Annotated in this window: 25 protein-coding genes and 1 tRNA gene; 13 read left to right on the forward strand and 13 right to left on the reverse strand. The window is 70.7% G+C overall.

Annotated features, from left to right (window positions below; translation table 11 throughout):
* The first annotated feature begins 24 nt into the window (after positions 1 to 24).
* From ACSQ4M_RS19550 to ACSQ4M_RS19585, 8 genes are read left to right on the forward strand one after another with little or no spacing between them, the layout of a single operon-like run.
* A complete protein-coding gene (locus tag ACSQ4M_RS19550) occupies positions 25 to 1,803 on the forward strand; it encodes a DUF2341 domain-containing protein (protein WP_436191087.1) in 1,779 nt (592 codons plus the stop codon).
* A gap of 3 nt (positions 1,804 to 1,806) precedes the next feature.
* Positions 1,807 to 2,220, forward strand: coding sequence for an ExbD/TolR family protein (locus tag ACSQ4M_RS19555; protein WP_436191088.1), 414 nt, complete (start codon positions 1,807 to 1,809; stop codon positions 2,218 to 2,220).
* Positions 2,221 to 2,230: 10 nt separating this feature from the next.
* A complete protein-coding gene (locus ACSQ4M_RS19560) occupies positions 2,231 to 2,956 on the forward strand; it encodes an energy transducer TonB family protein (protein WP_436191089.1) in 726 nt (241 codons plus the stop codon).
* Positions 2,957 to 2,993: 37 nt separating this feature from the next.
* Positions 2,994 to 4,736 (forward strand): putative porin, encoded by a 1,743-nt coding sequence (locus ACSQ4M_RS19565; protein WP_436191090.1) that lies wholly within the window; start codon positions 2,994 to 2,996, stop codon positions 4,734 to 4,736.
* 10 nt (positions 4,737 to 4,746) lie between these two features.
* The gene (locus tag ACSQ4M_RS19570; protein ID WP_436191091.1) at positions 4,747 to 5,454 is read left to right on the forward strand and encodes a hypothetical protein; all 708 of its coding nucleotides are present in this window, start codon (positions 4,747 to 4,749) and stop codon (positions 5,452 to 5,454) included.
* 26 nt (positions 5,455 to 5,480) lie between these two features.
* A complete protein-coding gene (locus ACSQ4M_RS19575; RefSeq protein ID WP_436191092.1) occupies positions 5,481 to 6,371 on the forward strand; it encodes a peptidylprolyl isomerase in 891 nt (296 codons plus the stop codon).
* A 17-nt stretch (positions 6,372 to 6,388) separates the two neighbouring features.
* A complete protein-coding gene (locus ACSQ4M_RS19580; RefSeq protein WP_436191093.1) occupies positions 6,389 to 6,904 on the forward strand; it encodes a YbjN domain-containing protein in 516 nt (171 codons plus the stop codon).
* Positions 6,901 to 7,359 carry a YbaB/EbfC family DNA-binding protein gene (locus ACSQ4M_RS19585; protein ID WP_436191094.1) on the forward strand — a complete coding sequence of 153 codons (459 nt, stop codon included), beginning with the start codon at positions 6,901 to 6,903 and terminating at the stop codon, positions 7,357 to 7,359. Before ACSQ4M_RS19580 ends, ACSQ4M_RS19585 begins: the two co-directional genes overlap by 4 nt.
* 292 nt (positions 7,360 to 7,651) lie before the next feature.
* On the opposite strand, the gene ACSQ4M_RS19590 is transcribed toward ACSQ4M_RS19585, so the two are convergent.
* Complete coding sequence (locus tag ACSQ4M_RS19590) at positions 7,652 to 8,545, reverse strand: LysR family transcriptional regulator (RefSeq protein ID WP_436191095.1); 894 nt, start codon at positions 8,543 to 8,545, stop codon at positions 7,652 to 7,654.
* Positions 8,546 to 8,649: 104 nt separating this feature from the next.
* On the opposite strand from ACSQ4M_RS19590, the gene ACSQ4M_RS19595 reads away from it, so the two are divergent.
* Both ACSQ4M_RS19595 and ACSQ4M_RS19600 read left to right on the forward strand, forming a co-directional pair.
* On the forward strand, positions 8,650 to 9,624 hold the full coding sequence (locus tag ACSQ4M_RS19595; protein WP_436191096.1) for a tripartite tricarboxylate transporter substrate binding protein: 975 nt from the start codon (positions 8,650 to 8,652) through the stop codon (positions 9,622 to 9,624).
* Positions 9,624 to 11,114: an amidase gene (locus ACSQ4M_RS19600; protein WP_436191097.1), complete on the forward strand. Its 1,491-nt coding sequence runs from the start codon at positions 9,624 to 9,626 to the stop codon at positions 11,112 to 11,114. Before ACSQ4M_RS19595 ends, ACSQ4M_RS19600 begins: the two co-directional genes overlap by 1 nt.
* A gap of 4 nt (positions 11,115 to 11,118) precedes the next feature.
* On the opposite strand, the gene ACSQ4M_RS19605 is transcribed toward ACSQ4M_RS19600, so the two are convergent.
* The 6 genes from ACSQ4M_RS19605 to ACSQ4M_RS19630 all read right to left on the reverse strand — a co-directional run bounded on the left by ACSQ4M_RS19605 (position 11,119) and on the right by ACSQ4M_RS19630 (position 17,031).
* A complete protein-coding gene (locus ACSQ4M_RS19605; protein WP_436191098.1) occupies positions 11,119 to 11,703 on the reverse strand; it encodes a rhomboid family intramembrane serine protease in 585 nt (194 codons plus the stop codon).
* A gap of 295 nt (positions 11,704 to 11,998) precedes the next feature.
* Positions 11,999 to 12,820, reverse strand: coding sequence for an HpcH/HpaI aldolase family protein (locus tag ACSQ4M_RS19610; protein WP_436191099.1), 822 nt, complete (start codon positions 12,818 to 12,820; stop codon positions 11,999 to 12,001).
* A gap of 73 nt (positions 12,821 to 12,893) precedes the next feature.
* Positions 12,894 to 13,874: a Bug family tripartite tricarboxylate transporter substrate binding protein gene (locus ACSQ4M_RS19615; protein WP_436191100.1), complete on the reverse strand. Its 981-nt coding sequence runs from the start codon at positions 13,872 to 13,874 to the stop codon at positions 12,894 to 12,896.
* A 62-nt stretch (positions 13,875 to 13,936) separates the two neighbouring features.
* Positions 13,937 to 14,749, reverse strand: coding sequence for a prolipoprotein diacylglyceryl transferase family protein (locus tag ACSQ4M_RS19620; RefSeq protein WP_436191101.1), 813 nt, complete (start codon positions 14,747 to 14,749; stop codon positions 13,937 to 13,939).
* Positions 14,740 to 16,119, reverse strand: coding sequence for a CoA transferase (locus ACSQ4M_RS19625; protein WP_436191102.1), 1,380 nt, complete (start codon positions 16,117 to 16,119; stop codon positions 14,740 to 14,742). The genes ACSQ4M_RS19620 and ACSQ4M_RS19625 overlap by 10 nt, the downstream gene beginning before the upstream one ends.
* Positions 16,120 to 16,311: 192 nt before the next feature.
* Positions 16,312 to 17,031 carry an aldolase gene (locus tag ACSQ4M_RS19630; RefSeq protein WP_436191103.1) on the reverse strand — a complete coding sequence of 240 codons (720 nt, stop codon included), beginning with the start codon at positions 17,029 to 17,031 and terminating at the stop codon, positions 16,312 to 16,314.
* Positions 17,032 to 17,189: 158 nt separating this feature from the next.
* Here ACSQ4M_RS19630 and ACSQ4M_RS19635 point away from each other — a divergent pair, with 158 nt between their 5' ends.
* Together ACSQ4M_RS19635 and ACSQ4M_RS19640 are read left to right on the forward strand one after the other, a co-directional pair.
* A complete protein-coding gene (locus ACSQ4M_RS19635; RefSeq protein ID WP_056668407.1) occupies positions 17,190 to 17,426 on the forward strand; it encodes a hypothetical protein in 237 nt (78 codons plus the stop codon).
* The gene (locus tag ACSQ4M_RS19640; RefSeq protein ID WP_436191104.1) at positions 17,404 to 17,745 is read left to right on the forward strand and encodes a hypothetical protein; all 342 of its coding nucleotides are present in this window, start codon (positions 17,404 to 17,406) and stop codon (positions 17,743 to 17,745) included. Before ACSQ4M_RS19635 ends, ACSQ4M_RS19640 begins: the two co-directional genes overlap by 23 nt.
* 152 nt (positions 17,746 to 17,897) lie before the next feature.
* On the opposite strand, the gene ACSQ4M_RS19645 is transcribed toward ACSQ4M_RS19640, so the two are convergent.
* The gene (locus ACSQ4M_RS19645; RefSeq protein ID WP_436191105.1) at positions 17,898 to 18,101 is read right to left on the reverse strand and encodes a hypothetical protein; all 204 of its coding nucleotides are present in this window, start codon (positions 18,099 to 18,101) and stop codon (positions 17,898 to 17,900) included.
* A 276-nt stretch (positions 18,102 to 18,377) separates the two neighbouring features.
* On the opposite strand from ACSQ4M_RS19645, the gene ACSQ4M_RS19650 reads away from it, so the two are divergent.
* Complete coding sequence (locus ACSQ4M_RS19650) at positions 18,378 to 20,750, forward strand: DNA polymerase II (protein ID WP_436191106.1); 2,373 nt, start codon at positions 18,378 to 18,380, stop codon at positions 20,748 to 20,750.
* Positions 20,751 to 20,765: 15 nt separating this feature from the next.
* Here ACSQ4M_RS19650 and ACSQ4M_RS19655 read toward each other — a convergent pair whose 3' ends face one another.
* From ACSQ4M_RS19655 to ACSQ4M_RS19675, 5 genes are all read right to left on the reverse strand, one after another.
* Positions 20,766 to 21,797: a dienelactone hydrolase family protein gene (locus ACSQ4M_RS19655; RefSeq protein ID WP_436191107.1), complete on the reverse strand. Its 1,032-nt coding sequence runs from the start codon at positions 21,795 to 21,797 to the stop codon at positions 20,766 to 20,768.
* A 30-nt stretch (positions 21,798 to 21,827) separates the two neighbouring features.
* Complete coding sequence (locus tag ACSQ4M_RS19660) at positions 21,828 to 22,607, reverse strand: alpha/beta hydrolase (protein WP_436191108.1); 780 nt, start codon at positions 22,605 to 22,607, stop codon at positions 21,828 to 21,830.
* Positions 22,608 to 22,778: 171 nt separating this feature from the next.
* A tRNA-Ser gene (locus tag ACSQ4M_RS19665) sits at positions 22,779 to 22,869 on the reverse strand.
* A gap of 24 nt (positions 22,870 to 22,893) precedes the next feature.
* A complete protein-coding gene (locus ACSQ4M_RS19670; protein WP_436191109.1) occupies positions 22,894 to 23,283 on the reverse strand; it encodes a DUF2237 family protein in 390 nt (129 codons plus the stop codon).
* The gene (locus ACSQ4M_RS19675; protein ID WP_436191110.1) at positions 23,280 to 24,197 is read right to left on the reverse strand and encodes an SPFH domain-containing protein; all 918 of its coding nucleotides are present in this window, start codon (positions 24,195 to 24,197) and stop codon (positions 23,280 to 23,282) included. Before ACSQ4M_RS19675 ends, ACSQ4M_RS19670 begins: the two co-directional genes overlap by 4 nt.
* Positions 24,198 to 24,229: the final 32 nt, after the last annotated feature.

Below are 24,229 nucleotides of genomic sequence, written 5' to 3' on the forward strand. Positions count from 1 at the left end.
ACGAATCTCCGGAGAACCCAAGTCATGCGTCGACTTCTCGCTTTTGTGCTCGCTGTTCTGAGCACTGCGCTGCCCGGCCTGGCCCACGCCTGGTGGCAGGCCGAATGGTCCTACCGCAAACCCATCCTGCTTGACGGCGGCCCGCAGGGCGCGGCCATCGGCGCCGATGCCGGACGCGCGCCGGTGCTGGTGCGGCTGCACACCGGCAACTTCAGCTTCCAGGGCGTCTCGGACACCGGCGCCGACCTGCGCTTCGTGGCCGGCGACGACAAGACCGTGCTGAACCACCAGATCGAGCAGTTCGATCCGCTGCTGGGCATGGCCCTGGTCTGGGTCGACGTGCCGGCGCTGTCGGCCGGCGCGCCGCAGCAGATCTGGATGTACTACGGCAACCCCAAGGCCCCGGCCTCGGGCAACGGCCAGCGCAGCTTCGACCCGGACTACACGCTGGTCTACCACTTCGCCGAGACCGGTGCGCCGGCGCGCGACACCACGGCCTACGGCAACCACGCCCAGACCACCACCGTGACGGCGGAAGGCTCGGTGCTGGGCCGCGGCGCGCAGCTGGCGGCCACGCCGCTGATGCTGCCGGCCAGCCCCTCGCTGCAGGTGGCCGCCGGTGGCGCGTTCACGTTCAGCGCCTGGGTGCGGCCCGATGCACTGGGCGTGCGCCAGGTGGTCTATGCGCGCCGCGACGGCGCCGGCGAACTGGTGCTGGGCATCGACCAGGGCGTGCCCTTCGTGCAGGTCAACGGCCAGCGCAGCGCGCCGGGCCAGCCGGTGCAGGCCGGCCAGTGGTCGCACCTGGCGGTCAAGGCCGATGCCGGCGGCGTGGCGCTGCTGGTCGGCGGCCGCGAGGCGGCCCGCCTGGCGCAGCCGCTGCCGGCATTGAACACGGCCGCTGCGGTCGGTGCCGACCCCGGTGGCGATGCGGCCAGCACGGCCTTCAACGGCGTGATCGACGAGTTGCGCCTGTCCAAGGTCGCGCGGCCCGGTGCGCTGCTGCTGGCCGACGCCGTCTCGCAGGGGGCCGATTCGCGGCTCACGCAGTTCGGCCCGGACGAGCAGCAGGCCGGCAAGAGCCACTTCGGCTTCATCCTCGCGGCGATGCCGCTGGACGCCTGGGTCGTGGTCGCGGTGCTGGCGCTCATGATGGTGGTGTCCTGGCTGATCATGATCGGCAAGGGCCGCAGCTTCAACGCGATGGCACGGGCCAACGAGGCCTTCATCGGCCACTTCCGCGAGACCGCCGGCAACGCGCTGGAGTCGCTGGCGCAGAACGACAAGGTGCCGGCCGCAGTGCGCGTGGACTCTTCGCTGTGGCGCCTGTACGCGGTCGCCGTGGAGGAGCTGCGCCGGCGCCGTGCCAACGGCTACGACACCAACGCCGTGTCGGCCTCCACCATCGGCGCGATCCGCGCGGCCATGGACGGCGTGCAGGTGCGCGAGACCGAGAAGATGGCCAGCCGCATGAACTGGCTGTCCACCACCATCGAGGGCGCGCCCTACGTGGGCCTGTTCGGCACCGTGATCGGCATCATGCTGGTGTTCGTGGTGGCGGCCATGGCCGGCGCCGTGGACATCAACTCGGTGGCCCCCGGCATGGCCGCGGCGCTGCTGTGCACGGCGGCCGGCCTGGGCGTCGCGATCCCGGCGCTGTTCGGCTACAACTGGCTGGCCGCGCGCTCGGACGCCATCGGTGCCGACATGGCGGTCTTCGTCGACGAGTTCTCCACGCGCCTGGCCGAAGAGCAGGGCGAGGGCAGCCGCCTGCGCAGCGCCGCGCCGGCCCGGAGCGCCTGAGCCATGGCCAGCAGCGCAACCCGCTACCGCCCGAGAAGGCGCACCGGCGGCATCAACATCACGCCCTTCGTCGACGTGCTGCTGGTGGTGCTGGTGATCTTCATCCTGACCAGCAACGCCAGCATCCCCGGCATCAAGGTCGACCTGCCCAAGGCCAGTTCGGCGGTGCCGCTGGAAAAGCCCAAGACCAAGGCCATCACGGTGGACAACGGCGGGCGCCTGTTCCTGGACGCCTACCCGGTCACGCTGCCCGAGCTCGAGGAGCGGCTGCGCACCGAGAAGGCGCTGACGCCGGACTTCCCGGTCATCGTGCGCGGCGAGTCCTCGGTGCAGTACGCCCGCGTGGTCGAGGTGCTGGACCTGCTGCGCCGCATCGAGCTGAACCAGGTCGGCCTGGTCACCGGCAAGCAGCCGTGAGGGGCCCGGCGTGACCAAGAGTTCCGCACCAATGCTGCGGCAGGACGGCCTGTGGCGCCGCCATGGCGGCTGGGCCATCGGCGCCGCGCTGGTGCTCGGCCTGCTGCTGGGGCTGTGGCATCTGCTGTCCGACACGGCATCGCAGCGGCGCGAGACCGCGCCCACGGCGGTGCTGACACTGCCGCCGCCGCCCCCGCCGCCGCCCGAGCCCGAGAAGCTGCCCGAGCCCGAGCCGCAGAAGGTCGAGCCGCAGATCACCGAAGTGGCACCGCAGCCGGCCGAGTCGAACGAGAAGCCCATGGACGACGCGCCCGAAAGCCCGTCGGAGACCGCCGCCGCGCAGACGGGCGACCCGGTGACCATGGACGCGGCGGGCGAGGCCGGCTCCGATGCCTTCGCCGTGGGCGCCGGCAGCGGCGGCGGCATGTCCGGCGCGGGCGCCGGTGGTGGCGGCCTGGGTGCCGGCTCCTACAACCGCTACGTGGCCAGCATGCTGCAGAACGCACTGGCCCGCGATGCGCGCACGCGCAGCCTGGTGTTCGCCGACATCCGCGTCGACCTGTGGCTGGACGCCGATGGCCGCACCGTGCGCGTGCAGCTGGTGCAGGGCACCGGCACCGAGCGCATCGACGAGACCGTGCTGGCCTTCCTGCGCGAGCTCGACCGCCTGGACGAACGCCCGCCCGCGTCGGCGCGCTTTCCGATCCGCGTCTCCATGAAGGGCAGCCGGCCCTGACCACGACCCCTGACCTTCGAACCTCTCCATGCCTGTCATGAAAACATCTTCCCGAACCCCTTCCCGCAGCGTGCATGCGCTCGCCTGCGCCTCGGCCCTCGCGCTGCTGGCCGTGGCCGGCACCGCCCACGCGCAGGCCGCCGCCCCAGTGGCCGGCGAGAGCGCCATGGTCCGCTTGATCCGCGGCCTGGTGCAAAGCGGCGCGCTCGCCAGGGACGTTGGCGAGGCGCTGCTCGCGCAGGCCCAGACCGAGGCCATGGCCGCGCAGCAGGCGCAGCGCCAGGCCACGCTGGTGGCACCCACGGCGCGCCCGGCCGCCGAGCCCGGCGAGGTGCGCGTGCCCTATGTGCCGCAGGCCGTGCGCGACCAGATCCGCGACGAGATCAAGACCGAGGTCATGGCCCAGGCCCGCACGGAAGGCTGGGCCGCGCCGAACGAAACACCCGAATGGTCCAAGCGCATCCGCCTGAGCGGCGACGTGCGCGTGCGCAACGAATCGCGCTACTACGCCGGTGGCAACAGCAACGAGCAGATCAACTACGCCGCCATCAACGACGGCAGCGCCTACGACGTCAACCAGAACCTGAACGGCCCGCTGCCGCCCTTGCTCAACACGCGCCAGGACCGCAAGAACCAGTGGCGCGCGCGGGCCCGCATCGGCGTGGAGGCCGACATCTCCGAGAGCACCCAGGCCGGCGTGCGCCTGGCCACGGGCGGCGACGACGGCCCGGTCTCGACCACGCAGACGCTGGGCGGCGGCCTGGGCAAGAAGAGCATCTGGCTCGACCAGGCCTGGCTGTCGCATGCGCCGCTGCCCGGCCTCACGCTGGTCGGCGGGCGCTTCGGCAACCCCTTCGTCTCGACCGACCTGCTGTACTCCGCCGACCTGAACTTCGACGGCGTGGCCGCGCGCTTCAACCGCACGCTGCAGGGCAACCGCGACGTGGAGCTGTTCGGCACGCTGGGCGTGGTGCCGCTGGAGTACTCGAACAGCAACTTCCCGAGCAACAGCCAGCAAAAGGCCAAGAGCGAGAACAAGTGGCTGCTCGGTGCCCAGGTCGGCGCGAACTGGAAGCAGGGCACCGACAACCGCCTGCGCGGCGCGCTGGCCTACTACGACTTCCGCAACGTCAGCGGCGAGCTGTCGGCGCCGTGTGCGCTGTACGACGGCCGCACCCAGCAGTGCAGCACCGACTGGGCGCGTCCGGCCTTCATGCAGAAGGGCAACACGCTGATGCTGTTGCGCAACATCGCGCTGAACCCGAACGATCCGGCGGCCACCAAGATGCCGCAGTACTTCGGCCTGGCCTCCAAGTTCCAGCTGCTGGACGTGAACCTGCGCTGGGACACGCGCGTGGCCGGCGGCTACGGCCTGCGCCTGGACGGCAACTACATCCGCAACCTGGCCTATGGCGTGGACAAGATGTTCGCGCGTGCCGGCGGCGGCATCGTCAACAACTTCGACGCCGACGGCAACTTCCGCAGCGGCGGCAACGCCTACCTGCTGCAGGCCACCTTCGGCAAGCCGGCCCCGGCCGAGCGCGGCGACTGGAACCTGCTGGCCGGCTACAAGCGCATCGAGCCCGATGCCATGCCGGACGGCTACAACGACTCCAGCTTCCACGGCGGTGGCACCAACGCGAAGGGCTACTACGTCGGCGGCTCCTACGCGTTCGACAGGAACACCTGGTTCACGGGCCGCTGGAGCTCGTCCAGGCAGGTGGTCGGCGCGCCGGTGTCGATGGACCTGCTGCAGCTGGAAATCAACACCCGCTTCTGAGGAGCCCGCCGTGCCATCCACCCCTTTGCGGCGCGCCTGCGCCGTGGTCGCCTTGCTGGCGGCCTTCTCCGGCGCCGCCACGGCCCAGCAGCCGTCGATGGAGGAGCGGCTGCGCGCGCAGCTGCGTGCCACCACCGAGCAGCTGCAGGCGGCACAGAACGAACTCGCCACGCTGAAGGCGCGCGCCGTGCCGGCCCCGGTCGCGGCCGCACCTGCCGCGCCGGCGGTCGACACCAGGGCGCTGGAGCGTGAGCTGGGCAACAGCCGCACGCAGCTGGCGCGCGAGCGCGAGGCCCGCAGCCGGCAGGAGCAGCAGTTGGCCGAAGTGCGGCAGGAGGCGCAGGCCGGCATCGGCCGCGCCAATGCCCAGGCCGCGCAGTACAAGACCGCCTACGACGGCCTGCTCAAGATGGCGCGCGCCTCCGAGGCCGAGCGCCAGCGCCTGGCCGGCGAGGGCCAGTTCCAGACCGCGGCGCTGGCGCAGTGCCAGGCCAAGAACCAGCAGCTGTACGGCGTGGGGCAGGAGCTGCTGCGCGCCTACGAGGGCATCGACATGGGCACGCTGGTGCGCGTGCGCCAGCCCTTCGCCGCCAAGGTGCGCGTGCAGTACGAGCAGATCGCCCAGCAGTACGGCGACCAGCTGTACGAAGGCCGCTTCGACCCGCGCAGCGTGAACGCGCCGGCGGCTGCCGCGGCTCCGGCCGCACCGCAGCCATGAGCGCGCGGCCTTGGTGTGGGTTCGCCGTGGGGGCGGCCCTCAGCCTGCTGGCCTGGTCGGCCGCTGCGCAGCAGGCGGCCCCTGCAGCGCCTGCCGCCCGCATGGACGGCCTGTCGGTCTCGCAGCAGGAACTGGAGCAGATGCTGCGCGCGCTGCCCGAGGCCGAGCGCGCTGCCGTGCGCGCCGACCACGCTGCCCTGGCGCCCTGGTTGCGCGAGCGCCTGGCGCGCGAGGCCTTGCTGCGCGAGGCGCGCGCCAACCGGTGGGCCGAGCGGCCCGAGGTCCGCAGCAGCATCGATGCCGCGGTGCAGGAGGCGACAGCCCGCACCGTGGGCAACAGCTACCTGGCCTCGGTGGCGCAGGTGCCGGCCGGCTACCCCTCGCCCGACGAATTGCGCGCCGCCTATGCGCAGGCCCGACCCGGCTTGGCCGTGCCGGAGACCTTCCGCGTGGCGCAGATCTTCCTGGCGCTGCCGGCCGGTGCCGACGCCGCCGCGGTGGCCGCGCTGCGCGCGCAGGCCGAGGCGCTGGCCCAGCAGGCCCGCCAGGGCGACTTCGCGGCGCTGGCGCGCCAGCATTCGCAGGACAGCGCCAGCGCGGCGCGCGGCGGCGAGATCGGCCTTTTGCCGCTGGAGCGCCTGCTGCCGCAGGCGCGCGAGAGCGTGGCCGGCATGCAGGCCGGCCAGGTCGCGGCGCCGGTGCAGACGTCGGCAGGCTGGCACGTGCTCAAGCTGCTGGAACGCCAGCCGGCCCGCACCGCGACCCTGGAGGAGGTGCTGCCGCGCCTGACGGCCGTGCTGCGCGCGCAGCGCCAGCAGGCGCTGGCGCGTGCGCACCTGGAGAAGTTGGCGCCGGTGGCGTCGGTGGTGGTCGATGCGGCCACCGTCGATGCGGCCGTGCGCCATGTGTTCGAGTGAAGAGAAGGACGAAGACGATGACCGAAGTTTCCGACAAGCCCCAGGCCGAAACCGGCCCCGACCTGCGCAAGACCGGCGAGCTGCTGCTCGCGCTGACAGCCGACGACATGGCCGAGGCGATCAAGGCCGCGGGCTGCGCCGTCACGCCGATCGAGCAGGACGGCGTGGTGCGCCTGCACAGCGCCAGCCACGGCGTGGGCTTCCAGGTGCTGTGGGGCAACCAGCTGGCCCCGGGCCGCTATGCGGACCTGACCTTCAGCTGCCCGCTGCGCGTGCAGGGCGGGGTGCTGCCCGAGTCGGTGCTGGCCGACTGGCACCGCAGCAAGCGCTTTGCGCGCGTGGCCCTGCACGGGGACTTTGTGGTGCTGGAGATGGATGTGGTGGCAGCCGGCGGCATCGCGGCCACGCACCTGGCGGTGATGGTGCAGCTGTGGACCCAGATGATGGGCCAGTTCTTCGTGCACCTGCGCAACTTCAAGCCCGAGGCCGGCGATGCGGCGCAGGCCTTGCCCGAAGCGGCTGCGGCAGCGTGAGCGAGGCTGGCGGCCCAGGCTGGCTAGCACGGCTGCGGCAGGGTCTGCGCGCGCTGGGCTGGGTGGCAGCCGCCAGCGCGGCAGCACCTGCCGCGCAGGCCCAGGACGGTGTTCCTGCGCACTGGCTGCGCTATGCCACGCAGGTCAGCGCGCAGCTGCAGCAGCGCCTGAGCGATCCCGCCGATGCGGCCGTGCAGCGTCTGCACGGCTGGATGCAGGAGCGCGTGCTGGCAGCGGACACGCCGCTGTCGCAGCAGCTGGTGGCGCGGTTGTGGATTGCCGCGGACGGCCGGGTGGAGCGCCTGGAGTTCACGCCACTCGGCAAAGCCGAGGCGGATGCGGACCTGCGCGGGCTGCTGACCGCACAGCCCCTGGATGCCGGGCCGCCGGCCGACATGGGCCAGCCCTTGCTGCTGCAACTCGATCTGCAGCTGCTGGAGCGTGCACCCGGGTGAGGCGCCAGGGCGCCGGCCCGCTGCGCGCGTTGTGCTTGTCGTGGAGCGCTGGGGACAGCGCGGGGAGATTGTTTGTGCCGACCGTACTCGACCACGTGGCGTACTTCCTGAGGGCCTGGCGGTCGGCTCTGTGGGTGCTGGCGACCGGGCCCGTGGTCTTCGTCAGCCTTGTGGCGTACCGCGGTGGCCGGGCCCTGTGCGCCCGGGCACAGCGGTCACGCCGCAGCCATCCGTCCTGAGGGGCCCCGTCGCAGGCATCGAACGCAGGCCGCCGCCGGTGCGCCGAGCGGGCTCAGTCCCGCAGCAGCTCCGCGATGCAGCCGGCCAGCTCCTGCGCCACCGCACGCACCATCCCCTGCGCGGGCAGGCTGCGCGCGAAGTACAGGCTCAGCGTCATCCGTACCTCGGGCTCCACAAGCTTCAGGCAGCGCACGTCGTAGCTGCGCGCGATCTTCCTGGCGTAGCCCGCGCTGACCATGTAGCCGCCCTTGTTCTCCACCACCGACAGGGCCGTGGTGGCGCTGCCGATCACGCGCCAGTCGTCCAGCACGAAGCGGCGGTCCAGGTAGTGCATGACATGCAGCACGGCGCGCGAGTCCATGAAGATCAGCGGCTTGCCGATGACCTCGGCCCATGGGATGCAGGTGCGCTCGGCGAACTCCGCCTGTGGCGCGACGAAGTACAGCGGCACATCGCAGATGTCGATGGTCTCGATGCCGGCACCGGCCGCGCGCCGCGGGCCCACGGCCAGATCGAAGGCGCCGCGCAGCAGCGCGTCCTGCAGCGTCTCGGCATCGTTGTCGACGAGCGAGATCTGCACGCCGGGCCGGCGCTGCATGCAGGCGCGTACGGCCGGCAGCAGGAACGAGGCGTTCGCGAGCTGGGTGCCGCCGATGCGCAGGGCGCCCAGGCGGTTGTCGCGGATCGCGCCGGCGCTGTCGGTGCTGCGCTGGTGCGCCAGCACCACGTCGCGCGCGCTGCGGCCGAAGATCTCGCCCTGGGCCGTCGGCGCCACCGACTTGGGCGAACGGTCGAACAGCGCGAAGCCGACCAGCTCTTCGGCCTCGCGCACGGTCTTGCTCAGGGCCGGCACCGAGACACACAGCCGGTGCGCTGCCAGCGTGAAGCTGCGCAGCTCGGCGACCGCCACGATGGCCTTGTAGTGGCGCAGGGAGAGTTCCGGCATGGCGTGTTGCGCAGGGGTTAACAAGGCTTGCCGAATCGTCAATTGACCGATTCCTGGCGCTTCCTAGACTCGACCGCTTCCCCATCCTTCCCTGCAATTTTCGTATGAACAGTTCCAGAAGGCAGGCCGTCCGGGCCATGGCCGCACTCGCGGGCGCTGCCGCCCTGACCGGCACGGCACTGGCCGAGACCTTCCCGGCGCGGCCGGTCACTTTGATTGTGCCCTGGCCCGCCGGCGGCTCGGCCGACGCCGTGCTGCGTGCGCTGGCCAAGGCCACCGAGCCACACCTGGGCCAGCCCATCGTGGTCGACAACAAGCCCGGCGCGGCCGGCACGCTGGGGCCCACGGTCATGAGCAAGACGGCCAAGCCCGACGGCTACACCGTGAGCCAGGTCTCGCAGACGCAGTTCCGGCTGCCGCACATGCAGAAGGTCAACTACGACCCGATCAAGGACTTCAGCTACGTCATCCGCCTGACCGGCTACACCTTCGGCGTGGTCGTCGACGCCAAGTCGCCGTTCAAGACGCTGTCCGATCTCATCGCCCATGCGAAGAAGAACCCGGGCAAGCTGAGCTACGGTTCCGGCGGCACGGGCACCTCGCACCACGTGGCGATCGCGGCACTGGCCGACCGGCTGCAGCTGGACATGCAGCATGTGCCGTTCAAGGGCTCGTCGGAGAACCTGGTGGCGCTGCTGGGTGGCCATGTGGATGCCGCGTCGGACTCGACCGGCTGGGCGCCGTACCTGCAGTCCGGCCGCATGCGCCTGCTGGCGACCTACGGCTCCGAGCGCGCCAAGAAGTGGCCCGACGTGCCCACGCTGAACGAGATCGCGCCGGGCCTCGTGTTCGATTCGCCCTATGGCCTGGCGGCCCCCGCCGGCACGCCGGCCGAGCGCGTCAAGGTGTTGCACGACGCCTTCAAGAAGGGCATGGAGGAGCCCGAGTTCCTGCGCGTGATGGAGAACTTCGACCAGACGCCGCGCTACATGAACACCGCCGACTACACGGCCGACAACATCAAGACCTTCGCCGACGAGCGCGTCCTGATGCACAAGCTCGGATTGGCCAAGGAATGATGGACTTCGCAGAACAAGGCCTGGATGCCACGGCACTGGCGGCGGGCCTGGTGCAGGGCGCCTACAGCTGCACCGCGCTGATGCAGGACGTGCTGGCCCGCATCGCGGCGCGCAACCCCGACATCAACGCGGTCTGCCTGGTCGACGCGGACCATGCCGCCGAGCAGGCCGAGGGCAACGACCGCCTGCTGGCCGGGCTGGACACGGCTGCGCGTGCGGCCCTGCTGCAGGCCCGGCCCTTCTTCGGCGTGCCCTCGCTGCTCAAGGACCTGGGCACGGCCGACCCGCGCCTGCCGAGCACCATGGGCTCGGCCTACTTCGGCCAGGTGCGCTTCCCGCAGGAAGGCGACCTCACGGCGCGCTACCGCCAGGCCGGCTTCTCGCTGATCGGGCGCAGCACCTCGTCGGAGCTGGGCCTGAGCCCGACCTCCGAGGGCCCGAGCTATGGCGGCCCCACGCGCAACCCCTGGAACCGCGCGCACAGCGCCGGTGGCTCCAGCGGCGGTGCTGCCGCCGCGGTGGCAGCGGGCATGGTGCCGATCGCCCACGGCGGCGACGGCGGCGGCTCGATCCGCATCCCGGCCGCCTGCTGCGGCCTGGTCGGCCTGAAGACCAGCCGCGGCATGACGCCGTTCGGCCCGGCCCGCGGCGAAAGCTGGGGCGGCATGGTGTCCGAGCACATGCTGACCGTGTCGGTGCGCGACTGCGCGCGCGCGCTCGACGTCGCGGCCGGCGCGTCGCCGGGGGCGCCGTACGTGGCGCCGCACTTCGCGCGCCGCTTCGCGGAGGTGGTCGAGCAGGTGCAGGCCGCAGGCACCGTCACACCGCTGCGCATCGGCATCGTGGTGCAGGACAGCCCGGCGCTGGACGATGCCGTGCGCGAGGCCTATGCGCAGTTCGGCCGGCGGCTGGCGCAGCTGGGCCATGTCTGCGTCGAGGTGCCGATGCCGGTGTCGCCGCGCGAGGTCATGCAGCACGTCGTGCCGGTCATCGCGCAGAACGCCTGGGCGGCGATCGAGGCCCATGGCCGGGCCTGCGGCAACACCGCGCTGGACGGCCTGCAGAAGACCGTGCAGTCCCTGGTCCGCTACGCGCAGCGCATGTCGGCCAGCGACTATGTGCGGCACATCAACGGCCTGCACGCACTGGGCCGGCGCTTTGCCGACTACCTGGCCGCCACCGGCATCGACCTGCTGGCACTGCCGGTGCTGGCACGCGAGCCGGCGCCGATCGGCCGCTTCGGGCTGGACTGGGACGACTACGAGGACTACCGCTTCGGCGACGACAGCCTGCTGCAGTACTCGCCGTTCTGCCCGTTGGCCAATGCCACGGGCTGCCCGGCGCTGGCGCTGCCGGCCGGGCTCTCGCCGCGCCGGTTGCCGCTGGGCATGCAGCTCGTCGCGCCGCTGGGCCATGACGACCGGCTGATCGCCGTCGGCGCCCAGTACGAGGCGGCGTTTCCCTGGCAGCGCTACGCGCCGGCGGCTTGAACGTTCAGCGCCGCCCGAACGGCGTCTGCCCGCGCCAGTAACGGATCACCAGCCAGCCGCCCAGCAGCCCGCCCAGGTGCGCGAAGTGCGCCACGCCACTGGCGCTACCGGTCACGCCCAGCGTGAGTTCGATGGCGCCGTACAGCGTCACGAAGGCCCAGGCCGGCATCGGGATGGGCGGCAGCAGCGGCGTGATGCGGCGCTGCGGGAACACCATGGCAAAGCCCATCAGCAGGCCGAACAGGCCGCCCGAGGCACCCACGGTGGGCGCTGTGCTACCCGCCATGCCGGTGACCAGCAGCTGCGCCAGCGCGGCCGTGAACACGCTGGCGGCATAGAACACGGCCAGTCGGCGCGAACCCCAGACGCGCTCGAGCTCGCCGCCGAACATCCACAGGCCGTACATGTTGAAGGCCAGGTGCATGAGGCTGCCGTGCAGGAAGGCGTAGGTGGCGAGCTGCCAGGGCATGAACATGCCCGATTCCAGCGGCCACAGCGCGAACCAGGCGACGATGTCGCCGCCCAGCAGCATCTGGAGCACGAACACGCCGATGTTGGCGATGAGCAGGTTCTGGGTCAGTGGTGGCATGGCGCAGATGCTATGCGAGCCGGCTTGGCCGTCCGCCGGCTACGGGTTTGGCAGGCTCAGCCTAGATGCGGCAGTTGGATGCGCCCGAGGGTGCCGTGATCGGCGTGCCAGGCAAGGCGCGACGACGCGGCGCACTTCTGTGCGCAAGGAGGAGCAACGCCGCATGGCGCGGCGAGCGCGGTGCCGGCGGGTGCATAGCGGCCTCACCCAGCAGGTGAAGGTCATCGAAGACACCAAATCCAATGTTCATGCGGCTTTCCAAAGGGCTGCGAGCGGTCAACTGCCGAATCTAGGCTCAGTAACTGTCGGAGCGGCCGGCAGCGGTGCGCTGGTCGCGCCACTGGGCGGCGGTGCCGTCGGCGCCGTTGCGCAGCAGCAGCATGTCCATGACCACGGCCACGAACTGCGCGCCCTGGGCGATGCAGGCGCGGGCGCGCTCGGCATCGGCCATCAGGATGCCGGGCGCCTTGCCGGCGCGGCGGATGCGCCGGATCGCGTCGTCGATGGCCGCGTCCACCTCGGGGTGGCGCGGCTTGCCGGGGTGGCCCATGCTGGCCGACAGGTCGGCCGGGCCGATGAAGATGCCGTCGATGCCATCGATGGCGGCGATCGCCTCGATCTGGGCCAGTGCCTCGCACGTTTCCACCTGCACCAGCAGGCAGATCTCCTCGTGTGCATGCTCCACGTAGCCGGCCGTGCGGCCGAAGTTGGTGGCGCGCGTGGAGCCACCCATGCCGCGCACGCCGGCCGGCGCGTAGCGCGTGGCATGCACGGCGGCCTGGGCCTCGGCGGCGTTCTGCACGAAGGGCAGCAGCAGGCTGCGCGCGCCGATGTCCAGGTAGCGCTTGATCAGCACGGTGTCGTTCCAGGCCGGGCGCACCACGGCCTCCATGGGCACGGCGCCGGCGGCGGGCACGGCCGAGGCTGCGGCCTGCAGCTGGTTCAGCATGAGCGGCACGTCGCTGGGCGTGTGCTCGGTGTCGAGCAGGCCCCAGTCGTAGCCGCTGCCGGCGATCAGTTCGGTGGCATAGGGCGAGGCCAGCGTGGACCAGATGCCGATCTGCGTGCGGCCTTCGCGCAGCGCGCGTTTGAAGAGGTTGGGTTGCAAGGTGTTCATTTAAGTTTCAAAGATGCTGTGCCCCTGGAGGGGGATGGGATGTCTACACGACCTTCGACATCCAAACGGGGTGTCACTCGATCCTGATGTTGCCGGCCTTGACGACCTTGCCCCATTTGGCGACCTCGTCGTCGACGAAGCGCTGGGCGTCGGCCGGGCTGCCAGGCACGGCGGTGTTGCCGGTGGCGGCGAAGCGCTCGCGCACCTCGGGCAGCGCGAGGATGGCCTGCAGCTCGCGGTTCAGGCGCTCGACCAGGGCGGCCGGCAGGCCCGCGGGGCCGGACAGGCCGGTCCAGGACTGGGCCACGACCTCGGGTTGGCCGGCCTCGGCCATGGTCGGCAGGTCGGGCAGCAGGCTGTTGCGCTCGGGGCTGGTCACGGCCAGGCCGCGCAGCTTGCCGCCGCGCACCTGGGCGCCGGCCGAGGTGGCGTTGACGAACAGCAGGTCCACCTGGCCGCCGATCAGGTCGGTGATGGCCGGCGCATCGCCCTTGTAGGGCACGGCGTTGAAGTCGATGCCGGCGGCCTGCTTGAGCAGCTCCATCGACATGTGGCCCGAGGAGCCGATGCCGGTCAGCGCGAAGTTGATCGAGCGCGGCTTGGCCTTGGACAGCGCCACCACGTCGGCCACGCTCTTGCCCTGGAAGGCCGGGGAGGCCAGCAGCACGTTGCCGGCGCGCGTGATCATGCCGATGTGGGTGAAGTCCTTGCGCGCGTCGTACTTCACGTTGGGGTTCACGAGCTGGTTGATCGCATGCGTGCCCGGGCCGGTGACGACCAGCGTGTAGCCGTCGGCCGCGGCGCGCGCAACCTGCTCGGAGCCCAGCGAGCCATTCACGCCGGGCCGGTTCTCCACCACCACGGGCTGGCCCAGCCGGCGCGCCAGCTGGTCGCAGACCAGGCGGCCGATCACGTCGGTCTGGCCGCCGGGCGGGAAGGGCACGATGACCGTGATGGGCTTGCTCGGCCAGGCCGCCTGGGCCCGCAGCGCGGGTGCGGCGGTGGCGGCGAGCAGCAGCGCGAGGGCCCTGCGACGGGATGGACGTTGGTGCATGCGAGAGTCTCCTGTGTCGTTGTCGGGCGGCGGTTGCCGCGGCGCGACCATACCCCACGGGCTCAGGGCGCGATGCGGCGCAGCCGCTCGGCCAGCGTGGCGCGCGAGAGCTCGCCGATGCGCGCGTCCACGAGCCGCCCCTCGCGGTCGAAGAAGTAGGTGGCCGGCAGCGCGCGGTGGCCGAAGGCCTGGCCGGCATTGGCCCGGGGGTCGAACAGCAGATGGTGCAGTTGCAGCTGCTGGCCCGCGAGGTACTGCAGCACGCGCGCCGCGCTTTCGCCCTGGTTGGCGAAGACCACGTGCACATCCGGCCGCTCGGCCTGCAGCTGCTGCAGCACCGGCATCTCGCGCCGGCAGGGCGGGCACCAAGTGGCCCACAGGTTCAGCACCACGGGCTGGCCCTTGAAACTGCGCAGGTCCACCGTGCGGCCGTCCACGGCCACGAGCTGCAGGGCCGGCAGGCTGCGCTGCTGTTGCAGACCATGCCACTGCAACGCCAGCGTGCCCAGCAGCCAGAGCCCGGTGGCCGCCGCCAGCGCGCGCAGCACCGGGCGACGTTCGGGCCGGCGCACGGGCAGCAGCACGGCCGCCGCGAGCCAGCCGCCGACGATGCCGGCCACCGGGCTCCAGCCGCCGTCGCGGATGTCCAGCACCGACAGCGGTGCGGCCAGGTAGGCCTCGCGGTAACTCCAGACGAAGGCCAGCCGCGCGCAGAGCAGCGCGGCCAGCAGCACGCCCCACAGCCGCGGCTCGGTGTCCACGCCCAGCGGCCGCGCCAGCCGGCGGGCCAGCCAGAACGCCAGCAGCGTGCTGGCCAGCACCAGCAGCAGCGGGGCCGGCAGCACCACCGGCCCGAGCTGAAGGCTCAGGTCCATGCCGGCGGATGGCTGCCGGGCGGCATCGAGGGATGGCGGTAGCCAACCTGGGCGCGGCCCAGCTGCATGGCCGGGCGCACGGCGCAGAGTTCGCCGAAGCCGGAGGCGGTGGTGTCGAGGAAGGGCGTGCGCTCCGGCATGCCTGCCTGCAGTCCGCCCGGCACGCGGCCCAGGCCGCGCAGCCAGTGCGCGGTCTGCGCCAGCGAGACCTGCACATGCCAGCTGCCGCCTTCGCGTTGCTGGCGCCACAGCGCGGCCGCGGCGCCGAAGGCCATCAGAAAGCCCGATGCCTCGTCGAGGATCTGCATGGGCATGGGCCGGGGCTTGCCGTCGCCCGCGGCCTCGCCTTCAGCGTGGTTGAAGCCCATGGCCGTCTGCAGCAGCGAATCGAAGCCGCGCCGCGCGGCCCAGGGGCCTTGCGCTCCATAGGCCGTCAGCGAGACGCAGACCAGGCCGGGGCGCAACGCGGCAAGGGCTTCGGGGCCGAAACCCAGCGCGGCCAGGCCGCCGGGCCGGTAGCCCTGCGAGAACACATGGGCATCGGCCAGCAGCGCGCGCAGCCGGGCCTGGCCGGCGTCCGTGCGCAGGTCCACCTGGGCCGAGCGCTTGCCGCGGCTGGTGTCGGCGATGGCGGCGATGTTGGGCAGGTTCGGGCTGTTGACGAGCAGCACCTCGGCGCCCAGTGCGGCCAACGCACGCCCGCCGACCGGGCCGGCCAGGATGCGGGTGAGATCGAGCACACGCAGGCCGTCCAGCGGCAGCGCGTCCGCCGACAAGGGCGGCAGCGCGCGCGGCGGCGCGTCGCCGATGCGCGTGAGCGTCAGCAGGGGCTGGGCCGCGACGGCCTGCGCCTGCGGCGTGGCGTCCCACTGGTCGAAGCTGCGCAGCGCGGTGGCGACCAGGCCGCGTTCGGCCGTGGCCTGCTCGAAGTCCAGCGCGCGCCAGCCCAGCAGCGCGCGTTCGGCATCGCTGCGCTGGGCCGTGGCTGGGTCCAGGCCCAGCAGGCGCAGCGCGCCCTCGCGGTGGTGGGCGAAGTTGGCGTGCAGGCGCACATGGCCATCGGCGCAGCGGTACAGGCCGGAGAAGGCGTCCCACAGGTCGGGCGCCTGGCCGTCCAGGCTGAACCAGCCCGTGCATTCCAGGGCCGCGTGCACCATGTCCACGGCCACGCGCTGGCGTGCCACGCCGCGCGCATGGCCGAATTCGGCCGCGGCCAGAGCCGCCACCGCCATGCTGGCCTGCGCGGCCTGGCCCACGGCGAAGGAGGAGGGCACGACCGGATCCTGGCCCGTGAGCGCCAGTTCGGCCAGCGCGGCTTCGGGCAGGCCGGCCAGGGCCCAGATGGCGGCGACGGTGCGGGTGTTGTCCATTGCCATTTCAGTCTTCCATTGCATACGCGCGCCATCCGGCGAGCACAACATCGCCCCGCAAAGCGCTGATCGACTGGCCGCGGAGCAGGCCATGCCAGCGCAGCCGCGGAACGGGCTCTGCCCGGCCGCTGGGTGCGCCCCTTGAGGGGTATCGGATGGCTACACGAAGTGAGCCAGCCAAACGGGGTGAATTCACAGTGTTCGCCGCAGCGCTTCGAAGAAGAGTTCGGATTGCAGGCGCTCGCCCAGCGTCTGCTCGCACACGCGCGCCACCAGCTCGGGATTGGCGCGGCGCAGCGGCCGGCCGGTGGACTGGGCCAGCACCTGGGCCATGCAGGCGCGCTCCAGGTAGTAGAGGTCGTCGTAGGTGTGGGCTATGCGCTCGCCGCAGACCACCACGCCGTGGTTGGCGAGGAAGGCCACGTCGGCCCCCTGCATGGCACGCGCGATGCGCTCGCCCTCGGCGTTGTCCAGCGCCAGGCCGTTGTACGCGGGGTCCAGCGCCACGCGGCCGTGGAAACGCATGGCGTTCTGCGACAGGCAGCTGTCCAGCATGCCGTCCTCGGTCAGCGTCAGCGCGGTGGCATAGGGCATGTGGGTGTGCAGCACCACGGCCTGGCCGCACAGGCGGTGGATGGCGGCGTGGATGAACATGGCCGTGGGCTCCACGGCATGGCGGCCGGCCAGGCGCTCGCCATGGGCATCGACCATGACCACGTCGTCGGCCTGCACCTCGGACCACAGCAGGCCGCGCGGGTTGAGCAGGAAGCGGCCGCTGCCATCGGGCAGCTCCACGCTGAAGTGGTTGCAGACCCCCTCGGCCAGGCCATGGTGGGCGGCGGCGCGCAGGGCCAGGGCCAGGTCGTCGCGCAGCGCGGCGACGGTGGGGCTGTTGAAATCGTGGGAATGCATCGGGAGCTCCAGGTGGATGGCGCCGGCCATTCTTGCAGGGCTGCGCGCCAGCTGCCGCAAGGACGCGCGAAGGCGGGTGCCTCCACGCGGATGGCCTGCCGTCCGACAGGGCCTTCGCCGCCCGGGCCGCCAGACTCGGCCATCCACAGGAGGCCGCCATGAACATCCGCGAGAAACTGCAGGAACTCAGCATCTACGTGCCCGAAGCCGCGCAGCGCTACCGGGCCGGCAAGGGCTGCCTGGTCTGGCTGCCGGCCGAGGCCGAGGATGGATCGGCCGCGCTGTTCCTGATGCCCGTCACGCGCGAGCAGTACGAAGGGCTGATGGCGGCAGGCCTGGTCGGCAACGCCGGCTGGCATGTGGAGCAGCCCTATGTCGAGCCGCTGGCGCGCTGAACGCGGGCTGCGCGGGGCGCTACCCTGGGCGCTGGCCGGCTGCGGCAGCTGGAACAAGCCCGGCGCCACGCCCGACCAATTGGAGGCCGACAAGGCGGCCTGCGGCGCCGAGGCCGCCAAGGCCTGGCCGCCACGCCCGATGGCGGCGCCGACCTGGCCAACCGAGGCGGACCGCAAGTGCACGGACATCTACGGGCAGGGGCCCTGCGCGCCGCTGGTGCAGCCGCCCGGCACCTCCACCGATCTCAACGCCGGCGCGCGCAGCGCCGCCTTCGACCGCTGCCTGCAGTCCAGGGGCTACCGCTTCTCGTCCGGCTGAGCGCCTGTGCAGCAGGCGCTCTCGGATCCCCAGACGGGGGTGGTGTGTCCTTTCGGTCAGGGAGCCGTCGGCATGGGGTGGCTCAGACCACCATGCAGGCGTAGACCAGCAGCAGCACGGCGGTCAACGCCAACGGCAGCACGCGGCATGGCTCAGGCCTGCAGCGGGACCGGCGCGCGTTCCAGGGGACGCGTCTCGATCCAGTGGCTGCCCTGGCCGTGCATGGCCAGCGCCTCGGCCAGCCGCGCCTTCAGGAACCAGCGGTTCATCTGGCAGGCTTCCATCCATTGGCAATCGAAGCGCCGGCCGTCGGGGGCTGGGAGGGCCGCGGCGCGCGAGATCCGTATTTGTTGCATGGCGTGACGAGCGTAACGATGTTGTGACAGATGCCCCTGTGCGGTGACTCCGATGCGCCAGGTAGGACAGCGCCGACAAGGGGCGTGCCCAGCATGCTGCCCGGTTTGCAGGCACCGCGTGGCAGCCCGCGCCAGGCAAGGGTTTCGGGCGGATCCCACAAGGTTCTCCACAGGCTTGCCCACGCCCGCCGGGGACAAGTCGGCCGGCAATGGGGAGGCAGCGAGAATCGTGCCGCTCACCTCCCGCCGCACCGCTCCATCCATCCGCAGGCCTCCGTGGCGTCCACCGAACTCAAGGGCTTCATCCTCACGCGCCACTGGCGCGATGCGGCACACGGCACCGACATCGAATACTGGCTGGCGACAGAGCAGGGCCCGCGCAGGCTGCTGCTGCGCGCGCAGACCTCGGTGGCCTTCGTCGCGGCCCGGCACCAGGCCGCCGTCGAGGCCCAGTTGGCCACGCTGCCCGGCCTGGTGCTGCGCGAACTGGCACTGCGCTCCTTCGGCCAGGAGCCCGTGCTCGGCGTCTACGCGCGGCAGTTTCGCCAGTTGCGAAAGCTGGCCCGGGCGCTGCAGCCGCTGCAGATCCCGCTCTACGAGGCCGACGTGCGTCCGCACGACCGCCACCTCATGGAACGCTTCATCACGGCGGGCGTGGTGGTGGAGGGCGGGCAGCACGAGGGCGACACCATCGTCGATGGCCGCCTGCGGCCCGCGCCCGGCTACCGCCCGGTGGTCCAGGTCGTGTCGCTGGACATCGAGACCAGCGCGACCGAGGAGCTGTACTCCATCGCGCTGGACGGCACGGGCCCGCGCACGGTGCTGATGCTGGGCGACCCACCCGATGCGCCCGCCGATCCGGTGGATTTCACGCTGGTCTACTGCCCCAGCCGCCGCGCGATGCTCGAGCGGCTCAACGCCTGGTTCGTGGAACACGATCCCGATGTGGTGATCGGCTGGAACGTGGTGCAGTTCGACCTGCGCGTGCTGCAGAAGGCGGCCGATGCCTGCGGCGTGCCGCTGCTGCCCGGCCGTGGGCGCACGCCCATCGCCTGGCGCACGCACCCGGGCCAGCAGGGCTACCTGTTCGCGCCGATGCCGGGGCGGCTGGTCATCGACGGCATCGAGGCGCTGCGTGCGGCGATGTGGAGCTTTCCGTCCTTCAGTCTGGAATCCGTTGCGCAGGCCTTGCTGGGCGAGGGCAAGGACATAGGCGACGCCTACGACAAGATGGCCGAGATCGAGCGGCGCTACCGGGAGGACCAGCCGGCGCTGGCGCGCTACAACATCCAGGACTGCGCACTCGTGCTGCGCATCTTCGAGAAGGCCGCGCTGCTGCAGTTCGTGCTCGAGCGCGCGCAGGCCACGGGCCTGCAGGCCGACCACTTCGGCGGCTCCATCGCCGCGTTCAGCCACCACTACCTGCCGCGCATGCACCGCCTGGGCTATGTGGCGCCCAACGTGGGCGAGATCGCGGCCAAGGCCTACCCGGGCGGTTATGTGATGGACTCGCGGCCGGGCTTCTACGACGCGGTCGTGGTGCTGGACTACAAGAGCCTGTATCCGTCCATCATCCGCACCTTCCTGGTCGACCCCGTGGGCCTGGTCGAGGGCATGCATGCGCAGGACCAGAGCGCCCTCGTGCACGGGCCGCAGGGCACGGTCTTCTCGCGTGAACGGCATTGCCTGCCGGAGATCGTGACCACGCTGTGGCATGCCCGCGACGAGGCCAAGCGCGCGCGCAACGAGCCGCTGTCGCAGGCGCTCAAGCTGCTCATGAACTCCTTCGCGGGGGTGCTGGGGGCGTCCGAATGCCGCTTCTTCAATCCCCAACTGGTGTCGGCCGTCACGCTGCGCGGCCACGAGATGATGAAGCGCACGCGCGACTTCGTGGAGCAGCGCGGCTACCAGGCCATCTACGGCGACACCGACTCCATCTTCATCTGGCTCAGGCGTTCCCATGGCAACGAAGAGGCGCATGCCGTCGCTGCCGGACTGGTGCGGGACATCAACGCCTGGTGGACGCGCGAGCTGCGCGAGGCGCAGGGGCTGGAGAACTTCCTGGAGATCGAGTTCGACACCCACTACGCCAAGTTCTTCATGCCCACCATCCGCGGCTCGGACGTGGGCAGCAAGAAGCGCTATGCAGGCCTGAGCGTCGATGCCCAGGGCAAGGAGGAGATGGTCTACCGCGGCCTGGAGATGGCGCGCAGCGACTGGACGCCACTGGCGCGCCAGTTCCAGGAGGGCCTGCTGTCGCGCATCTTCCGCGGCGAGCCTTACCGCGACTTCGTGAGCGACTACGCCCGCGCGACGCTGGCCGGCGAGAAGGACGAATTGCTGGTCTACCGCAAGCGCCTGCGGCACCGGCTGGACGCCTACCAGGTCAACGTGCCGCCACAGGTGCGGGCGGCGCGCATCGCCGACGAACACAACCTGCGCATGCACCGGCCCGCGCAATACCAGCATGGCGGCTGGATCCGCTACGTCATGACGCGCAGCGGCCCGGAGCCGCTGGAAGCCCGCCAGGCGCGCATCGACTACGCCCACTACCTGGACAAGCAGCTGCTGCCGATCGCCGATGCGATCCTGCAGCCAATCGGGGACAGCTTCGCGGCCTTGACGAGTGCGCAGGGCCGGCTGTTCTAGGGGCGGTGGACGGGTTCAGCGCTGCAGATACGTCTTGACGAAACGGGTCACTTCGTCCTTGGCCGCGCGAGCGGCGGCAGGGTCGCCGCCGGTGTGCGCGCCTCGCTGTTGCCGGTCACAGGGGTGGCGCAGCATGTCTTCCCGACCAACGGCCTGCATCGGGTTGGCCGAGTTCGGAACGTAGAACCTTCCGGAGTCGTAGTCCTCGACAGACCGGCAGGCAGCGGTTGTCTGGAAGTTCGGATGGAACACGATCTTGTTGCCCGTATCGAACCCGTGGTACGCGCCGGGATAGGTGACCAGCTGGATGTTGGCGCCCTTCATCTTCATGACCTTGTAAGCGTGGCGGCAGTTGGCCAGCGGGACGTAATCCTCGGCCTCACCGACCAGCATCAGGATGGGTGCGCCGGTGGTTTGGGCCGCTGCCGCACAGCCACCGTAGAAGGCGAGGTGGCCTGCGAACTGCAACGGGCTCTTTTTCCCGAGAACCAGTTCATTCATGACCTTGAAGGACGCGACCTGGGCGCTCGTTCCGCCCTTGGAAAATCCCATGACGGCAATGCGCTGCGCGTCGATGAATGGGTGGGAGGCCAGCAAGCGCAGCGCCAACAGCGCATCGATGGCCGGAACGATCTGGCCGATCTGGCTTTGGTCCTCCATCGTTTTCTGGATGCCCCGGCCTGTGAAGTAGTCCAGCGTGAAGGTGGCAACGCCGATGCCATTCAAGTAGTCGGCCCAGGCTTTCACCGACTTGTTGGGTCCGTTGCTGCCGTGCATGAGGACTACGGCGGGTACCTTGTTGGCGGCCGAGGCATTCGTTCCGAACACGCCGGGGAATGAAATGGTCCCTGAGATCTCCGCGTCGAGTTCAAGCTTGCCGACTGCCCGGATGTCGCGCCTGGACGCATGGGCCCCAGCCGATCGAAAACTGATCTCGCCGCGGGTGTCGCTGGCAGAAAGACTTTCGCGCACTGGGCCCGCGTGCGCATGGACACCGGCAACAGCCAAGATGACGGCGGCGATGGTGGACTTCAAGAAGTTGGTCATGGCGGGCGATTTCCTGGGGGCTGTGGCCCGCTACTGTTGGGGAGCCTTAATCCAATCGGTGATCTGCGCGATCGCCTGCTGCTCCATGCCGATGAAGCCGTGCCAATGCCGGGCCGCGCAGACGTCGCCAACGGGGTTGGCCCCGCCGTCCACCACCATCAGCTTCTTGACCGGTGCATTGGACAGCCCTGACATGATGAGCGGGGTGTCGCTGGCCTGGCAGTGCTTGCAGGCGTCCCGGGCGTGGTGGTAGACCAGCACCGGCAGCCGGATGGCCTGCAGGTCCTGCCGTGGCACGGCGCCGGGCGTGGCGTGGCGGACCACGCTGGAGGTCAGCACCAGGCCGGCGACGGCAGGACTCAGTACCTGGATCGCCATGGCCGCCGCCGAGATCGTGCCGCGGCTGGTTCCGACGATCCACACGGGCAGGCTGCTCTTTTGCCGCACGAACGCAAGGACCGCGGCGGCGTCGGCCATGTGCTCGGGTTCGGTGCGTTCCACCCAGCCAAGCTCCGTGCCGTTGGGGCGCCCGAAGATCGCGACGTTGAATCCCCGCGCGAGGAAGTCCGGCGCCGAGCGCACCAGGAAGTTGCCCCCGCTGGCCTTGCCATCGACGACTTTGCCGAACCCGCCTGCGCCGCCGGGAAACAGCAGCACCGTGGCCTTGGCATCGGGCGCAGCCTCCCAGAACACGGTGGTCAGGACGTTCTCACGGGTGGGCACCTCGAACAAGGCGCCCTCTGCGTGGACAGCAATCCCGAACGCCTGCGTGCAGAGCAGGCCGAGCGCGCACAGCAGTCGCCGAACCATAGTGGACTCCCTTGAAATCACTGTCCGTCCGGCCCCGAGTCTGCCTGAAGCAGACGGACCGTTGGTGGACCCATGGAGTGCAGGACGTCGTCGACGAGTCCCGCATCCTGACGCGCTGAAAGACGGGCAGAAACGAAAAACGGCCCCGAAGGGCCGTTTTTCTGACTGTCTTGGCGGAGCAGGCGGGATTCGAACCCGCGGTGGGCTATTAACCCACACACGCTTTCCAGGCGTGCGACTTAAACCACTCATCCACCGCTCCGTGGGAAGCCCGCGATTCTAGCAGTCAATTTGCCGCATTCCGCTGCGGCCAGGCGTGGCGCTGCAAATCTTCCAGCAAAACGAACTCCAGCGCGCTGATGTGCGTGGACTCCAGCACCACGTGTGGGGCGCAGCCGGCCTCGTGCGCCTCTTTCCAGCGCGCCGCGCACAGGCACCAACGGTCGCCAGGTTGCAGGCCGGCGAAGCGGTGCTCCGGCCGGGGTGTCGAGAGGTCGTTGCCGCGCAGCTTGGAGAAGGCCAGGAAGGCAGCCGTCACGCGCGCGCAGATGACGTGCGCGCCCAGGTCGCTGTCGTCGGTGTTGCAGCAGCCGTCGCGGAAGTAGCCCGTCAGCGGCGCATAGGAGCAGGGCACCAGTTCGGAGCCCAGCACGTTGTGCGCCACCGGGTCGCTCATGGCCTGGGCGACTGCAGCCGCACCATGTTCATGGCCGAACTGATGAGGGCCGCGGTATCGGCCATATTGCTCGGCACGATCAGGGTGGTGGTGGCGTCGGCCGCGACCTTGCCGTAGGCGTTGACGGCGGCCTCTGCCACCTTGAGCTGCACAGCCTCGTTGCCGCCGGGCTGGCGGATCGCGGCGGCCACGCGCTCGATGGCCTGGGCCGTGGCATCGGCCACGGCGGTGATGGCGGCGGCCTCGCCCTGGGCCTGGTTGATGGCGGCCTGCTTCTCACCCTCGGAGCGCGCGATGAAGGCCTCACGCTCGCCCGTGGCGATGTTGATCTGCTCCTGGCGCCGGCCTTCGGAGGCGGCGATCAGCGCGCGCTTCTCGCGCTCGGCCGTGATCTGCGCCTGCATGGAGCGCAGGATCTCGGCCGGCGGCGTGAGGTCCTTGATCTCGTAGCGCAGCACCTTGACGCCCCAGTTCAGCGCGGCCTCGTCGATGGCGGCGACGACCTGGGCGTTGATGATGTCGCGCTCCTCGAAGGTCTTGTCGAGTTCGAGCTTGCCGATCACGCTGCGCAGCGAGGTCTGCGCCAGTTGCGTGACGGCCACGATGTAGTTGGACGAGCCGTAGCTCGCGCGCATCGGATCGGTCACCTGGAAGTACAGGATGCCGTCGACCTGCAGCTGCGTGTTGTCGCGCGTGATGCAGACCTGGCTGGGCACGTCCAGCGGGATTTCCTTCAGGCTGTGCTTGTAGGCCACCTTGTCGACGAAGGGCAGCAGGAAGTTCAGGCCCGGCGTCAGCGTGCTGTGGTACTTGCCGAGCCGCTCGACGACCCAGGCGTTCTGCTGCGGCACGACCTTGATCGACTGCGAAACGAACACCGCGGCAATGACCAATAGGACGAGTGCGACTTCCATCCGGGAACCTCCAGCGCGTTGAAAGGGAAATG

The sequence above is a fragment of the Pseudorhodoferax sp. LjRoot39 genome (assembly GCF_964253035.1).
Taxonomy (GTDB): Bacteria; Pseudomonadota; Gammaproteobacteria; order Burkholderiales; family Burkholderiaceae_C; genus Pseudorhodoferax.